12 protein-coding genes are annotated in these 15170 nt (G+C 69.8%); 8 read left to right on the top strand and 4 right to left on the bottom strand.

The window, feature by feature from the left end; all coding sequences use genetic code 11:
* Positions 1-35: 35 nt before the first annotated feature.
* Positions 36-590, top strand: a complete 555-nt coding sequence (gene hpt, locus ACYVLQ_RS23075) for a hypoxanthine phosphoribosyltransferase (protein WP_460699568.1) — start codon at positions 36-38, stop codon at positions 588-590.
* A 411-nt stretch (positions 591-1001) separates the two neighbouring features.
* Positions 1002-1886, top strand: a complete 885-nt coding sequence (locus tag ACYVLQ_RS23070; RefSeq protein WP_460699567.1) for a LysR family transcriptional regulator — start codon at positions 1002-1004, stop codon at positions 1884-1886.
* Here ACYVLQ_RS23070 and ACYVLQ_RS23065 read toward each other — a convergent pair.
* A complete protein-coding gene (locus ACYVLQ_RS23065; protein ID WP_460699566.1) occupies positions 1877-3277 on the bottom strand; it encodes an amidase in 1401 nt (466 codons plus the stop codon). The genes ACYVLQ_RS23070 and ACYVLQ_RS23065 overlap by 10 nt on opposite strands.
* A gap of 253 nt (positions 3278-3530) precedes the next feature.
* Between ACYVLQ_RS23065 and ACYVLQ_RS23060 the strand changes: the two genes are divergently transcribed.
* From ACYVLQ_RS23060 to ACYVLQ_RS23045, 4 genes are all read left to right on the top strand, one after another.
* Positions 3531-5966: a serine/threonine-protein kinase gene (locus ACYVLQ_RS23060; protein WP_460699565.1), complete on the top strand. Its 2436-nt coding sequence runs from the start codon at positions 3531-3533 to the stop codon at positions 5964-5966.
* Complete coding sequence (locus ACYVLQ_RS23055) at positions 5963-8143, top strand: serine/threonine-protein kinase (RefSeq protein ID WP_460699564.1); 2181 nt, start codon at positions 5963-5965, stop codon at positions 8141-8143. Before ACYVLQ_RS23060 ends, ACYVLQ_RS23055 begins: the two co-directional genes overlap by 4 nt.
* Positions 8144-8160: 17 nt before the next feature.
* Positions 8161-8850, top strand: a complete 690-nt coding sequence (locus ACYVLQ_RS23050; RefSeq protein WP_460699620.1) for a cyclase family protein — start codon at positions 8161-8163, stop codon at positions 8848-8850.
* A gap of 100 nt (positions 8851-8950) precedes the next feature.
* Positions 8951-9631, top strand: a complete 681-nt coding sequence (locus ACYVLQ_RS23045; protein WP_460699563.1) for a nucleoside/nucleotide kinase family protein — start codon at positions 8951-8953, stop codon at positions 9629-9631.
* A gap of 123 nt (positions 9632-9754) precedes the next feature.
* Here ACYVLQ_RS23045 and ACYVLQ_RS23040 read toward each other — a convergent pair whose 3' ends face one another.
* Both ACYVLQ_RS23040 and ACYVLQ_RS23035 read right to left on the bottom strand, forming a co-directional pair.
* On the bottom strand, positions 9755-10594 hold the full coding sequence (locus ACYVLQ_RS23040) for an SDR family oxidoreductase (protein ID WP_460699562.1): 840 nt from the start codon (positions 10592-10594) through the stop codon (positions 9755-9757).
* A complete protein-coding gene (locus tag ACYVLQ_RS23035) occupies positions 10591-12117 on the bottom strand; it encodes an aldehyde dehydrogenase family protein (protein ID WP_460699619.1) in 1527 nt (508 codons plus the stop codon). The genes ACYVLQ_RS23040 and ACYVLQ_RS23035 overlap by 4 nt, the downstream gene beginning before the upstream one ends.
* Positions 12118-12650: 533 nt before the next feature.
* On the opposite strand from ACYVLQ_RS23035, the gene ACYVLQ_RS23030 reads away from it, so the two are divergent.
* Complete coding sequence (locus ACYVLQ_RS23030) at positions 12651-13928, top strand: PucR family transcriptional regulator (protein WP_460699561.1); 1278 nt, start codon at positions 12651-12653, stop codon at positions 13926-13928.
* 8 nt (positions 13929-13936) lie between these two features.
* On the opposite strand, the gene ACYVLQ_RS23025 is transcribed toward ACYVLQ_RS23030, so the two are convergent.
* Entirely contained in the window at positions 13937-14170 is a 234-nt protein-coding gene (locus ACYVLQ_RS23025) for a DUF2277 domain-containing protein (protein ID WP_460699560.1), read from the bottom strand.
* A 158-nt stretch (positions 14171-14328) separates the two neighbouring features.
* On the opposite strand from ACYVLQ_RS23025, the gene ACYVLQ_RS23020 reads away from it, so the two are divergent.
* Complete coding sequence (locus ACYVLQ_RS23020; RefSeq protein WP_460699559.1) at positions 14329-15156, top strand: DUF1266 domain-containing protein; 828 nt, start codon at positions 14329-14331, stop codon at positions 15154-15156.
* Positions 15157-15170 lie beyond the last annotated feature (14 nt).

Below are 15170 nucleotides of genomic sequence, written 5' to 3'. Positions count from 1 at the left end.
CGCCATCGGACTTCAGCGAAGGGAAACCAGCGCACGTGTACGGGGACGACATCGCGTCGGTGCTGATCACCGAGGAACAGATCAAGGCGAAGGTCGACGAACTGGCCGAACTGATCGCCAAGCGGTATCCCGCCGGAGCTCCCGAGGGTGACCTGCTGCTGGTGGGCGTGCTGAAGGGGGCGATCTTCTTCATGACCGACCTCGCCCAAGCGCTGCCCATTCCGACCCAGATGGAGTTCATGGCCGTCTCCTCCTACGGCTCCTCGACGTCCTCCTCCGGCGTGGTGCGCATCCTCAAGGACCTGGACAAGGACATCGCCGGGCGCAACGTGCTCATCGTCGAGGACATCATCGACTCCGGGCTCACTCTGTCCTGGCTCAAGCGCAATCTCTCCAGCCGCAACCCGGCCTCGCTCGAGGTGGTGACGCTGCTGCGCAAGCCCGACGCGCTGCGGACGCAGGTCGACGTGGCGCACGTGGGGTTCGATATCCCCGACGAGTTCGTCGTGGGCTACGGGCTGGACTACGCCGAGCGGTATCGCGACGTGCCGTATATCGGGACGCTGGATCCGAAGGTGTACAGCGCCTGAGCGTTCGGCACGGCTGTCTCGGTGGGCCGCTGAACTCCGTTGTCTCCGTGCACTTTCTCGGAGCCCGTTCGGCTGTTCCGTGTGATTGTGAGCAATGTCACTGTTTGGGCAGGGTGCCTGCATGTCCGCTTCGTCCGGAGGTTGCTGAGTCGGCCACGGGCTGTGCGTGCGGCGGCGATTGTCGCGTCCAGGTGTCATCGTGGCCGGGATTACTGCTGGTCGAGTGATCTTATCGCCGGGTGGTCCGCTGGACGGCGGATTGGCTGGGTGTTCGCGGAGGCGGTTGTGCATCCATTTCCCCAAGGCAATATGCTGTCAGTAACAAACCTGATGGCTGTTTCTTGGCCTCCTTTCATACTCGGAGGTCTGATCCGGCTGGATTTCCAAGACCGATTCTGATAGCAAGGGGCTATGGACCCGCATTTGCGCGACTTGCGGTATTTCGTCGCCGTCGCTGAGGAACTGCACTTCACCAATGCCGCTCAGCGGCTGCACATCGCTCAACCCACCCTCTCGCGGCAGATCCGCCAGCTCGAGCGCCAGCTCGACGTGGTGTTGTTCGACCGGAACCAGCGCAGCGTCGCGCTGACCGTGGCCGGTAAGGAACTGCTCGAGGGTGCGCGCAAGATCCTGGAGCTGTGGGAGGTCACCAACGTCGCCCTGCAGGAGGCGGGCGAGGTGCTGCGGGTGGGTATCCAGAGTTCGATCGGCCGCGGCCTGATCGCCGATCTGGAGAGTGCCAGCGGGCACCGGCTCGCCCTGCACTCGGCGTCGTGGACCGACCCGTCCAGCGGGCTCGCCGGGCGTCAGGCCGATCTGGCGCTGATGTGGCTACCCGTGCCCGATGCCGGGCGTTACCGCTGGCAGGTGCTGCGCACCGAGCCACGCTGGGTGCTGCTGCCGGAGAACCATGCCCTGGCCGAGCGGGAGGGCGTCGAATTCGCCGATCTGGCCGACGAGCCGTTCATCGCGATGCCGCCGGAGGCCGGGGCCGCCCGGGACTTCTGGCTCGGCAACGACGCGCGCGGCGCCCGGCAGCCGAAGGTCGGCGGCGAGGCCGCGACGGCCGAGGAGCGCCTGGAGGCGGTCAGCCTCGGGCTGGGCGTCTGCCTGCTGGCGGAGAACAACGTCCCGATGTACCGGTGGCCCGGACTGACCGCGCGCCCGGTGACGGGCCTGGCGCCGTGTGAACTGGCCGTGGCGTGGCGGGCCGACGATGATCGCCCGACCATCCTCGATTTCGCCAACCGGGTCCTCGCCGGAGGTTTCGGCACCCCCGAGCCGACTCAGGACTGACCTCCGGCCGTCCTCCGCCAGGGGTGCGCGGCCTCGAGCTGTGCGGCCAGCCGCAGCAGCGTGGATTCGCTGCCGGGCGGCCCGGCGAGCTGTGCGGCCAGCGGCGTTCCGGTGCGCGGATGAATGCCCATCGGGATGCTGAGGGCGGGCCAGCCGACCAGATTCCACAGCGCGGTGAACGGCGCGTACCGCGCGCTGGCGCGGACGTTGGCCAGCCAGCCCCTGCGATGCCAGTCCTTCGCCCGCGGCGGCGGTGCGGCCAGGGTCGGGGTGATCACGACGTCGTGGTGATCGAAGAAGTCCAGCAGCCGGGTCTCGATGCGATCGATCTGCGCCGGGCGGACGAGCCCGGAGCGCAGCACCGCGCGGCCCAGGGCCACATGCCGCCGGGAGCGCGCCTGTAGTCGCTCCGGACGCGGCACCGCGGCGGCCTCGCGCACGGGGTTGGCCAGCCAGCGCAGCGCCAGGGCCGCGAGCACGCCCGCGTACGGCAGGTGCGCCTCCGTCATGGTGTGCCCGGCCGCGACGGCGGTCTGAGCGGCCGTGCGGGCCGCGCCCGACCAGCGGCGGTCCACGCGCAGCAGCGGGGAGAGCGCGGCGACGTCCAGGCCGATGCGCAACGGGGCGGGCGGGTCCAGATCGGCCAGCGCGGGCCGATTCGCCAGCACCGACAGCACCAGCGCGGCGTCGGCGACCGTCGTCGCCAGCACGCCGTTCTCGGTCATGCCGCCCCAGGAGTCGAGGCCGACCTCGGCGGGCACGACGCCGCGGCCCGGCTTGATGCCCACCACACCGCAGCAGGCCGCCGGGATCCGGACCGAGCCCAGGCCGTCGTTGCCGTGCGCCACGGGCACGAGCCCGGCGCCCACCGCGGCGCCCGAGCCGCCCGACGACCCGCCCGCGCTGTAGCGAATGTTCCAGGGCGAGCGCGTGATTCGCTCCGGGGTGTCGGTCGCGCCCCACAGTCCGAACTCGGGCATCTCGGTGAGCCCGACGACCACCGCGCCCGCCGCGCGCAGCCTCCGCACCACCGGATGATCGGAGCGGGCGGGCTGCCCGGCGCCGGCCGCCGAACCCGCGAGCGTCACCTCGCCCGCGACATCGATGTTGTTCTTGATCGCGATCGGCACGCCCGCCAGCGGCAGGGCCTCGAGGTCCGGACGGTCGGCCAGCGCCCGCGCCTCCTGGCGGGCCCGTTCGGTGCGAACGAGACTGAAAGCATTCACTTTCGGATTACCGGTGCGGATGCGCTCCAGGGCCGAGTCGAGGATCTGCTCGGGCCGCGCGGCGCCGTCGCGCACCGCCGCCGCGATGGCGGTGGCCGTGGTCGGCTCCGGCGTGGCCTCCGGCTCCTGTGGGGAGGTCGCGCCGACCGAATCGTTCGCGCCCACCGGTACCTCCGGGATATCCGCTGGTGAAATGCCGTCCGCAAGCGCGGTGCCCTCGTCGTGCATGCTGCTGCCCCCGTCGCGTCGTGGTCGAAATGGGGTGGTTGCGTGTTGACGCGCAAATTATCATTTCGAGGAAACGCTCGGGGGATGATGGTTCTCGGGTGTGGCGGATTCTATCCGCCCTACCGCCAACCGACCAGTGCGGATTTCGGTCCGTGGCTGATCCGACAGGTCCGGTTCGATGGGTGCGGATATGAGTGACACTTCCGGCTTCGGTGGGGGGTTCGGGCGGCCAACGGCCGGAATCGAATTCGGCGCCGTCACAGCCTTCGCCGCGGCGTGGGAGTCCGGCGCCCGCCCGCCGGAGATCGGCGACTACCTGCCCGACGCGCGGACGCTGCGGCTGGACGCCCTGCTCGAGCTGATCCGGATCGATATGCGCTACCGCTGGCTGTCCCGCTCGCCGGGGTCGCCGTCGGCCGATCCGGGTCCCGCGGGCAGGCGGCTACACGAGTACTGTTCGCAATTCCCGGAATTGGCGCCGGAGGCGATTCCGCCCAGTCTGGTGTACGAGGAGTTCGTGATCCGTCGCCACAGCGGCGAGCGGGTGGATCCGCGCGACTGCCTGCGGGAGTATCCGGATCAGGCGTCGCAGTTGCGGGAACTGCTCAACGCCGACGACGAGGACCACAGCACCCGGCGCTCGGGCGTCGATCTCACGGCGACCATGCCGCCCCTCGACTCGTCGGGCACCTGGGCGGGGGAGGCGACCCGCACGACCACCGGCCCGGCGAGCGGTCCGTCCGGCTCCGGGGCCCGCGTCGACGCCCTCGGCCGCATCGAGATCGGACAGCGGATAGACGATTTCGAGCTGCTGACCGCGCTGGGCAGCGGCGCGTTCGCGCGGGTTTTCCTGGCCCGCCAGCGCAGCCTGCAGCGGCTGGTAGCCGTGAAGATCTCCGCCGACCGCGGCACCGAGCCGCAGACGCTGGCCCAGCTCGACCACGACTACATCGTGCGGGTCTTCGATCAGCGGCTGCTGGAGGAGTTCGATCCCGCCGCGGGCGCCGACCCGCGAGCGCGCCGACTTCGCCTGCTGTACATGCAGTTTCTGCCCGGCGGCACGCTGCTCGGCGTGCTGCGCTGGGTGCGGGCCACGCCGGCCGCGCAGCGCACCGGGCAGTTGCTGCTGGACGCCGTCGACGCGGCGATGGAGGAGAAGGGCGAGATCCGGCCCACCGACTCCAGCGTGCGCGCCGAGATCGCGGCGCTGTCGTGGCCCGAGACGGTGGCCTGGCTGGGGCGGCGGCTCGCCGAGGCGCTGGCCTACGCCGATGCGCAGGGTGTGCTGCATCGCGACGTGAAACCGGCGAACGTGCTGCTCACCGCGGAGGCGGTGCCCAAGCTGGCCGACTTCAACATCAGCTTCAGCCGCACGCTGGCCGGGGCGAGCCCCGTCGCGTACTTCGGCGGGTCGCTGTCCTATATGTCACCGGAGCAGCTGGAGGCCTGTCATCCCGGCTACCAGCGGTCCGCCGATGATCTCGACACCCGCGCGGATATCTACTCACTCGGCGTGGTGCTGTGGGAATTGCTGACCGGCGCAAAGCCTTTCGACGATGTCACGGCGGGCGAGAACGGCGATGCGACCACCCTGGCGCAGATGCTGCAGCGGCGGCGGGCCGGGGTCGACGCCACGGCCCTGGAGCGGCTTCCCCCGGATTGCCCGGCCGCGCTGCGCCGGGTGCTGCTGGCGTGTCTGGCGCCGGATCGTGAAAAGCGCTGGGCGAGTGGCGAAGAGCTGTCGCAGCAGTTGCAGCTGTGCTTGGACGAGCGGGCGCGCGATCTGGTCGATCCGCCGCCGGGCAGCTGGCGGCTGCGGCTGCGGTCGTGGCGGGTGCTGCTGATGTCGCTGGCCATCGGAATCCCGAATGCCTGTGCGTCGCTGTACAACATCGAGCACAACCAGTCGCTGATCATCGAACGACTCAGTCCGCCGTCGCAGCACACCTTCCTGCTCGTCACCGCGATCGTGAACGCGGTGTTCTTTCCTGCCGGTTCGGCGGTGCTGCTGTATCTGGCGTGGCGGCCGATCACCGTCACCCACGGGCTGCGCAAGGGTCGGGAATACGACCCGCAGCAGCTGGCGAGAGCCAGAACGGATGCGATACTACTGGGCGATCGCGCTGTGCTGGTGGCGTTTTCGCTCTGGAGCCTGGCCGCGATCACCTTTCCGATCGCGCTGCAGCTGGCGACGGGGGAGGTCGGCGTGCGCGCGGTGATCCACTTCCTGTCGTCGGTACTGGTGTGTGGCGCGATCGCGGTGGCGTACCCGTTCTTCCTGGTGAACTTCTACATGGTGCGCTGTATCTACCCGATGTTCCTGCGGCACGGTGATGTCAGCGCCGCCGACGCCGGTCGGCTGCGCCTGCTCGGGCGCCGCGGCACCCGCTACCTCGCGGTCGCGGCGTCGGTGCCGCTGCTGGCCGTCGCCGGGGTGACATTCCTGCCGCCGGAGGATATTCCGCGCGTGGTCTTCGCCGTGCGGGTGTTGTGCGTGGGTGCGATCGTGGCGTTCGTGGTGTCCTATGTGCTGTTCCGGGCGCTGGAGGCGGATCTGCGCGCGCTGGAACGCATCGCGGAACCCGCTGCCGCGCGCCGCGATCCCGGTGCCGAGGGAGCGCCTTGAGCGGCCTCGGTCTCGGTACGGCCGTCGCCCGGTTCGACGCCGACTGGCAAGCCGCGCTGAGCGAGCTGGACTGCGAACCGCCGACGCTCGCACAGTACGTTCCCGAGGGCGGTGCGATCCGCGTGGCCGTGCTCGCCGATCTGGTTCGCATCGACCTGCGGCAGCGGTGGCGCAGAACCCGGCACGGCAAGCGGATGGCGGACTACGGCAAGGAGTTTCCCGAATTGGCCGCCAGCCCGCAGTTCGTGGATCTGGTGTGTGAGGAATTCGCGCTCCGCAACCGGTACCGCCCCACCCCGGTCGCCGACTTTCTCGACGAATACCCGGAACTGGCCGCGGAACTCGCGCAGCGCATCGACGCCGATGACCGTGCGGAGTCGCCTCCGTACCGCGCCGACACGGAAACGCTCGCGGTCGAGGTCGAGCCGGGCAGCAGCATCGACGACTTCGATCTGGTGACCCTGCTCGGTGGCACCGAGGAGGCGAAAGTCTTTCTGGCCCGGCAGCATTCGATGCAGCGCCTGGTCGCGGTGCGGGTCGAGGCGGTGGGCACGCACGATTCCCGGATGGTGGCGCAGCTCGATCACCCGTATATCGTGCGCGTCTTCGACCAGCGCGTGGTCTCGGGCATATCCGGCGGGCCACTGCGGCTGCAGTACATGCAGTACCTGCCCGGCGGCAGCGGCGCCGACCTGTTGCGGCTGCGGCGGTCCACCCCCGAGCCGGACGGCGGTGCGCTGCTGCTGCGGTCGGTGGACGCCGTGATGGAGGCGCGCGGCGAGATCCGACCCACCGATTCGAGCGTGCGCGCCGAGATCGCCGCCCTGTCGTGGCCGGAGACCGTGGCCTGGGTGGGCCGCCGGTTGGCGGCCGCGCTGGACTATGCCGGTCACCACAGCGTGGTGCACGGAGACATCAAGCCCGCCAATGTGGTCTTCACCGCCGAGGGTATTCCGAAACTGGCGGACTTCGCGGCCGGTGGTCACACGGAAATCGGTGTAGCACAGCAGGTTTCGATGACCTACTCGGCGCCCAAGCAGCTGTCGTGTGGCGCGGGGGAAGCCGCCGCCGTTCCGGATACCCGCGCCGATGTCTACGCCTTGGGCGTTCTGCTGTGGGAAATGCTGGCGGGTGCGAGCCCCTTCGACTACACGCGGGAGGAAGCCGAGCGGTCCGAAGCGTCGGTGGCTCGCCGCCTCGCCGGGGTCACCGAGGCCGCCGCGGCGCGGCTGCCCGCCGATACGCCCGCCACGCTGCGACGGACGCTGCTGCGCTGCCTGGCGCCCGATCCGCGGCTGCGCTGGCAGTCCGGCGCCGAGTTGGCCGGACAGCTGGATCTGTGCCTGGACGCCCGCGCCCGCGACCTCGTGGATCCGCCGCCGACGAGCCTGCGCTACCGGGCGCGCGGCTGGTCGCTGCCGATCGTCTGGGCCTGCGTGGGGCTGCCGAACCTGCTGGCCAGCCTCTACAACATCCGGCTCAACGAGAGCCTGATCATCGACCGGCTCTCGGCGGCGGCCCAGGAGCGGTATTCCACCGTCGGACTGATCAACAACTTGATCACGTTTCCGCTCGCGGCGGTGCTGATGACCCTGCTGACCTGGCGTGTGCTGGTGGTGACCCAACGCCTGCGGCGCGGGGCCGAGGTGCCCGCCCGGGACCTCGCGGTCGCGCGGCGGCAGTTGCTCTCGCTGGGTGACCGGCTGGTGTGGGTGCCGTTCGGTATGTGGCTGGTGGCCGGGATCGCCTGGCCGACGGCGGTGATGGCCACCGGCGTGGCGCTGCCCGCCCGCAATTTCCTGCACTTCTACACCGCCCAGGTGGTCTGCGCGGCGATCGCGCTGGCCTATCCGTTCTTCCTGGTCACCGTGTACGCCGTGCGTTCGGCGTACCCGCAACTGCTGGTCGCGGGCGCGGTCGGGCCCGAGGACGGGCGGCAGCTGTGGCGGCTGGCCGGGCGGGCCAACTTCTACCTGGCCGCGGCGGCGTCGGTGCCGCTGCTGGGTGTGGCCAGCGCGACCCTGGTGCCCGGCGACCAACTGGGCGAGGTGATCGATCCGGTGCGCGTGTTCAGTGTCGGTGGCATCCTGGCGTTCGTGCTGAGCTATCGGCTGTTCCGGATGCTGGAGCTGGACCTGCGCGCGCTGGCCCGGGTCATCCCGCGGGGTGTCCGGTGACGGCGCCGTTCGCGCGGATGGTCGACCTGTCGCATGTGCACGACCCGGCCACCACGCCGCTGTACCCGGGCGATCCCGTCTTCACGTGCGAGACGGTGGCGACGATCGAGCGCGACGGTTACTACCTGCGCTATATCCGGCAGGGTGAGCACACCGGAACCCATTGGGGCGCACCGGTTCACTTCGACCCGGCGGGAGCCGCGGCCGACGAACTCCGGCCCGAGGATCTGTTCCTGCCCGCGGTCAAGCTCGACCTGCGCGAAAAGTGCTCGGGGAACCGGGATTACGCGGTCACGGTCGACGATCTGCTCGACTGGGAACGGCGTCACGGCCCGATCCCGGCCGGTGCCGCCGTCGTGGCCTGGACGGGCTGGGATGGGCTGTGGGGTACGCCGGAGTTCCTCGGCCTCGGTGAATTCGAGGGCCACCAACCGGGATTCGCGCCCGCCGCCGTGCGCTGGCTGCTCGGTACCGGGCGCCTCGGGCGGCGGGGCGCCCTGGGGATCGACACCTTCGGGCCGGATCTGGGGACCGATACGTCCTACACCGTGTCGAAACTGCTCTATCGCGAGCATCGGATCAGCCTGGAGTGCCTCGCCAACCTCGCCGCGCTGCCCGCCACCGGCGCCTGGGTGCTGGCCGGAGGGCCGATCCACCGGGGCGGATCGGGGTCGCCCGCCGGTGTGTACGGACTGATCCCTCCTTGATCCGCACGGGCCGGGCCGAATTGCTCGGCGACAGGCCGGTGTTTTCGAGCTACGGAACGGCGCGGGCCGGATGGGCGCGAGCGAAGGTAGGGTCGGCCGGATGGTCGGTCATGGCGAGATTTCGCTCGAGGAGCTGGCGGCGTGGGTGCGGGATCGGGCCGGAGCCCGGGACGGGCGGTTCGTGCTGGGTGTCGCGGGACCGCCGGGAGCGGGTAAGTCGACGCTGGCCGCGGCGCTGCGCGACACCCTGAACGCGCACCTCGACGCGCCGATCGCCGAGGTGGCGCCGATGGACGGATTCCATCTGACCAATGCCGAACTGCGGGTGGCGGGCGCGCTGGCGCGCAAGGGCGAACCCGACACCTTCGATGTGGCGGCGTACCTGGATCATCTGCGCAGACTCCGGGAACTGCCACCGGGACACCGGCTTTCGTGGCCGATCTACGATCGCGCGCAGCACGAGCCGGTCCCCGACGGTGTGGTGTTCCGCGAGCAGTCCATCGCGATCACCGAGGGGAACTACCTGCTGCTCGACGACATCGGGACGGCCGGGTGGTCGGCGGTGCGGGAGTACCTCGATGCGGCCTGGTATGTCGACGCACCCGCCGAGCTGCTGCGAAAACGACTGGTGCGCCGCCATGTTCGCGGCGGCAAGAGCGAGGAGCTCGCGCGGTCGAAGGTGGCGGACAGCGATCTGCTGAACGCGGAGCTGGTCGCCAAGACGCGCGAGCGCGCGGATCTGGTGCTGCGGACGAGCGGGCGGAACTATCTGCTGCTCTGAACCGGCCCGGGCAGATGCCGCAGCCACTCCCGGGTGCCCAGATATTCGCAGGATCGCGTCGCCACGGCGGCGGCGCTGCGCAAGGCATCCGGAAATGGTTGCTCGGCAACGTGATAGCGACCGCTACTTGTTCGTGGTGCGCACCCGGTCCTCGTAGGCCTTGCGCGCGGCCGTGTCGACCTCGTCGAGGAAGGCGCTCTGGGCGCCCAGGGCCCGGCCGATGGCGTCGCCCAGCGCCTCCGGCAGCAGCCCGACCACCTGCGAGATCACCCCGGCCACCGTGGTGACCCGGACCTTGGACCGGCGGTCGACCAGCAGTTTGGCGATCGCGTCGGCGATCTCCTCCGGCTCGGCGGGGCGCAGCAGCTTCGGCGCGGTGACGCCCGAACCCAATTCGGTCTTCGTCAGCGTCGGCAGCACCGAGGAGAACGCCACCCCGCTGCCCCGGTACTCCTCGCGGAGCGTGTCGGTGAAGCCGAGCACCGCGTGCTTGCTGGCGTTGTAGGTGGCCAGGCCCGGGATATGGGTCTCCCCGGCCAGCGAGGCGATGTTGACGACATGCCCGCTGCGGCGCGGCAGCATCCTGGACGCCGCCAGCTTCGAGCCCAGGATCACCCCGTAGACATTGATGTCGAGGATGCGCCGGGTAAGCGCGTCCGGCTCATCGACCAGCTTGCCGGTCGGCATGATCCCGGCGTTGTTGATCAGCACATCGATCGGGCCCAGCTGGCGCTCCACCTCGTCGAGGAAGCCCTCGAACGACTGCTGGTCGGTGACGTCGAGCGGGCCGTAGTAGTCGAAATCCCGTGCCGTACCGGACTCCTTGACCGCCGTCTCGTCCACGTCGCCGATGGCGATCCTCGCCCCCAGGGTCTGCAGCGCGGTGGCCGTGGCGAGGCCGATGCCGCGGGCTCCGCCGGTGATCACGACCACCTTGCCGCGAAGCGTTCCGAAGTCCGTCACTTGTCCTTACCTCCCACGGTGTTGATGACATCCATGATTCCCAGGCGTCGCATGCCACGGGCCCCGGCGGCGCGCATGGCGGCCATGGCGAAGCCGAGTTTCGTTGTGCTGTACGGGAACCAGAACAGTTCCTTCTGCTGCGTCGGCAGGATCGGCGCCGTCACGGCCTGCCTGCGGCAGTACTTGCGCACGCCCTCCGCGCCGCCCCAGCGGTACCCCACGCCGGACTGACGCCAGCCGCCCATCGGCAGGGCGAAGTTGAACAAGTTGGAGAAGACATCGTTGATATTCACCGCGCCCGCGTTCAGTTGCCGCGCAATGCGTTCGCCGCGCGCCTTGTCGCCGGTCCACACCGATGCCGACAGGCCGTAGATCGAATCATTGGCCAGCGCAACGGCTTCGGTCTCGTCGGCCACCTTCATCACCGGCAGGGTCGGCCCGAAGGTCTCCTCGGTCATGCAGGACATGCCGTGATCGACGTCCACCAGCACGGTCGGCTCGAAGTAGGTGCCCACCCCGGTCGGCTTGCCGCCCGTCAAGGCCCTGGCGCCCTTGGCGATCGCGTCGTCGACGTGGCTGGTGACAATGGCTTTCTGCGCTTCGTTGGCCAGCGCGCCGACGTCGTAGCGGGACTCCCGGCCGTCGGTGCCCTGGCGCAGGCCGCGCACATGCTCGCTCAGCTTGGCGACGAACTCGTCGTACACCGGCTCCTCGACGTACACCCGCTCCACCGAGATGCACACCTGGCCCGCGTTGAACAGCCCGCCGAACGCGATGCCGTAGGCGGCCCGGTCGATATCGGCGTCGGCGAGCACGATCGCCGGATCCTTGCCGCCGAGCTCGAGGCTGTAGGGGACGAGCCGATCGACGCAGGCCTTCGCGATCGCCCGGCCGGTCTTGGTCGAACCGGTGAACTGCACGTAGTCGACGGTGTCGACCACGGCCGCACCGGTTTCCCCGGCGCCCGTGGTGACCGCCAGCACCGGCGGCGCGCCGATCTCCGCCCAGCCGCGGGCCAGCTCCAGCGCCGACAGCGGGGTCACCTCGGACGGTTTGAGCAGTACCGCCGCACCCGCGGCGAGCGCCGGGACGACGTCCAGCGCGGGCATGGCCAGCGGGAAGTTCCACGGCGTGATCACGCCGACGACCGGATAGGGCCGATAGACGGTGGTGAGCCGCTTGACCCGCGCCAGCGGGCTGTGCGGCGACGGATGCTCGTCGGCCAGGAACTTGCCCGCGCGGCGCGCGTAGTAGCCGATCAGGTCCACCGAGAAGGCCGGGTCGATGAGCGCGTCCACCCGCGGCTTGCCGGTCTCCGACTGCAGCACGTCACCCAGGTGGTCGGTGTTGTCGATGAGCCAGTCCTGCAGTTTCAGCAGCCACCGCTTGCGCCCCTCCGCGCCGATCGCCTCCCACTCCGGCTGGTAGAGCCGAAGCTGGCCGACCTTGGCCGCGACCGTCTCCGCCGAATCCACCGGCACGCGCCCGACCACCTCGCCGGTGGCGGGGTTACGGACCTCGATCTCGGCCGCCGCGGCTGTTTTCGCGGTGGTCTCGGAAGCGGAGGCTTCGGCGGAGGGAGTCTCGGAGGCCGGGGGCGCGGTGGCGGTTGACTTTGCTGTCGGCGCCTTGGCTGGAGAGGTTTTGGCTGCCGAGGTTTTGGCGGTGGGGGTCTTGGCTGCCGAGGTTTTGGCGGTGGAGGTCTTCGATGCCGAGGTCTTGGCTGTCGAGGTCTTCGATGCCGTCTTCTTCGCCGCGGTCTTCTTGGCCGGGGCCTTTTTCGCGGCGGTCTTCTTCGCACCGCGAGACTCGGCGGCCTTTCCGCCCGGGGCCCCGGCGGAATTCTCGGCGGGCGTACTGCGTGCTGACTTGCCCGCCTCCGGGGCCGGGTCGGTATTCGTCACGTTCTGCTCTCCCACGGGCGCTGCGTTGCGACTTTGTGAATCACTTCACTGATCTATGATCGTCACACAAGCCATGTGGCGGCGTCTTGGCCTTGACGGTCAATGACCTCCGAGAGCTTTGTACTCTGAGAACAAATATCGGAGGTGCTCTCGTGACGATCGACGCGACCGGCGTGGTGGTGCGGCAGTGGCTCGCGGATTTCGTCGCCGAGACGCTGCGCACCGAAACCCTCGAGCAGGTGGTGCAGCGGCTGAACCGCGAGATCATCGCCCGCGTCCCGGAACTGGCCGACCGCGATATGCGCCACGACCTGGAGACCAGCACCCGAGCCCACGCCCTGGTCGTGCTGAGCGGCCTGACCCAGGACAAGCTGGACTACCCGGTGCCCGAGCAGGCGCACGCCTTCGCCCGCACCATCGCGCGCCGCGGCCACGATCTGCGATTGCTGCTGCGGGTCTATCACGTGGGTCAGGAAGCCGTGCTCGAGTACATGACGGAGGTGCTGGAGCAGCGTCAGCTGCCGCCGGAGACCGAACGCGCGACACTGCTGCGCCTGTTCGACCGGTCCATCCGATGGATCAGCACCTCGATCGAGGCGCTCACCGACACCTACATGGAGGAGCGCGAACGCGGGCTGCGCGCGGCGCTGAACCAGCGCACCGAGATCGTGCGGGCGCTGCTGGCCGGGGAGGAGCTGGATGCCGATCAGGCCACGGCCCGCCTGGGATACCGCCTGGCGCAGCGGCATCTCGCGTGTGTGCTGTGGACCGACGAGGATGCCGTCGCGGGTGCGCTGACGGCCGACGGCGATCCGGTACTGCCGGCGACGCCGGGCGAGAGCGAGGCGCTGGGACGGCTGGAGCGGGTGGCGGCGCGGCTCGCGGGTGCGGTCGGCAACGGCGGGGTGCTGACGGTGCCGTCCGGCGCGGCCGCGCTGTGGGCATGGATCGGTGTGGATGGCGATGCGGTCCCGGACGGCGCGGCGCTGACCGTCGAGCCCCCCGTACGGATCGCGGTCGGAACGCCCGCGGACCGGATCTCCGGATTCCGGCAGAGCCACCGGGAGGCCGTGGCCGCCCGGCACGTCGCCGAGCGTGCGGTGCGCGAGGTCCCGCGGCTACTGCGTTATCCGGAGGTGGAGGTGGCCTATCTCGCCGGTGCGGACGAGGCGGCGATGCGCGCGCTGATCGACCGCGAGCTCGGCGCGCTGGTGCGTCCGGACGCCGGTTCCGCCCGGCTGCGCGATACGCTGCACGCCTACCTGCGCTGTCACCGCAGTCCGGATGCCGCCGCGAAAAGGCTTGGGGTGCACAAGAACACGGTGCGCTATCGAATACAGCGAATCGAGGAGCTGCTCGGGCACCCGATCGAGCAGCGCAGTCTGCGACTGGAGATCGCGCTGGACTGCGTGGCGATCTACGGGGTATGACCGGGCGCTCAGCGCAGGGGCGAGTCGGTGGTCGGCGGCAGGCCGCTGGTCGGGAGCTCCGCCAGCAGCGTGGTGGTCGCCGCGGCGATGGTCGCGACGGCCTTGTCGAAGGCGGGCTTGGTGGTGGACGACAGGCCGGACACACCACCGACCTTCCGCACGTATTCCTGTGCGGCCGCGTAGATTTCCTGCTCGGTCGCGGGTGGCTCGAGCCCACGCAGGACGGTGATGTTTCTACTCATGGCCAGAGATTAGTCCTCGGTTCCGGCCCGCGACAGCGCAACAATCTACAGCTGTGAAAATTGTGTGCTTGGTTCTCGGATGGCTGCTGCGGCGAACCGCGACGCCGAAGGTGGCGCAATTCGACACGGCCCACGATCCATGGGACACAATCGGAGGCATGGCTGCTGCCCGCGACGTGCCGACGCTGACCACCTTCCCCTACGAGGATCTGGACCGGCGCGAGGAGGATCACTGGTCCGGCGCACAGGTCTCCGACGACGAGTTGCGCGCGCTGTCGCTAGGCGCGTTCTATTCGGCGCGCTGGGACGCTTTCCACGACGCGCTGCTGCTCGGCCCCGAACGGGAGCATCCGATGGGCGACCGGCGCGAGTTGGCGATCGACACCCTCACCGGCGCCTGGGGCATCACCGATGGCACCGAGGCGATGGCATCGATGGAGCAGTTGCTCGATGGCATGCACTCTCCGCTGTACGCGCTGGTGCACCCGCTGGTGACCACCGCGATCAATTCGCCGGAGCGGGATCGGTTTGGCGAGCGCGCCGACCGGCACCGGGCGTTCCTGCGGCAGGTCGGTTCGTTCCGCGGCATGGACAATCCCGAGGCGCTGGTGCGTGATTACGACATCTGGTCGCAGGCGATCAAGCTCGGCCTGATCGACCACCTGGTCGAGCCGCTGCCCGCCGATATCGAGGCATGGGACCTGGCCCGCGTCGTGGCGGTGGCGCGGATGGCGTTCACCGCGGGCTATCTCGACGCCGAGGTCGCCTGGGACTACGTGATGCGCGCGCTGGCGCCCGCGCAGCGGCGCTACCGCAACTGGCGGCAGTTCGGCGATGCCTTCCTCACCGGCTGGACCTACTGGCAGGCCTGCGAGGACCTGGCCGAACTCAAGTCGGGCGGGGTGGACAGGCGCCTGGAACTGGTGCGCCTGTGGATGCGGCCCACCAGTCCGTGGCGGCGCATCTCGCTGCAGCCCTCCGAGTGATTCCGGCCAAAAGC

The sequence above is a fragment of the Nocardia thraciensis genome (assembly GCF_054782435.1).
Note: the sequence above shows the minus strand (reverse complement) of the source record. Positions and strands in the feature narration are given on the sequence as shown.

What these genes read in the sequence shown, in the direction of transcription:
- ACYVLQ_RS23020 (WP_460699559.1), top strand. Translation starts at nt 14,329, where the DNA reads ATGGCTGCTGCCCGCGACGTGCCGACGCTGACCACCTTCCCCTACGAG.
- ACYVLQ_RS23060 (WP_460699565.1), top strand. Translation starts at nt 3,531, where the DNA reads ATGAGTGACACTTCCGGCTTCGGTGGGGGGTTCGGGCGGCCAACGGCC.
- ACYVLQ_RS23050 (WP_460699620.1), top strand. Translation starts at nt 8,161, where the DNA reads ATGGTCGACCTGTCGCATGTGCACGACCCGGCCACCACGCCGCTGTAC.
- ACYVLQ_RS23070 (WP_460699567.1), top strand. Translation starts at nt 1,002, where the DNA reads ATGGACCCGCATTTGCGCGACTTGCGGTATTTCGTCGCCGTCGCTGAG.
- ACYVLQ_RS23025 (WP_460699560.1), bottom strand. Translation starts at nt 14,170, where the DNA reads ATGAGTAGAAACATCACCGTCCTGCGTGGGCTCGAGCCACCCGCGACC.
- ACYVLQ_RS23045 (WP_460699563.1), top strand. Translation starts at nt 8,951, where the DNA reads ATGGTCGGTCATGGCGAGATTTCGCTCGAGGAGCTGGCGGCGTGGGTG.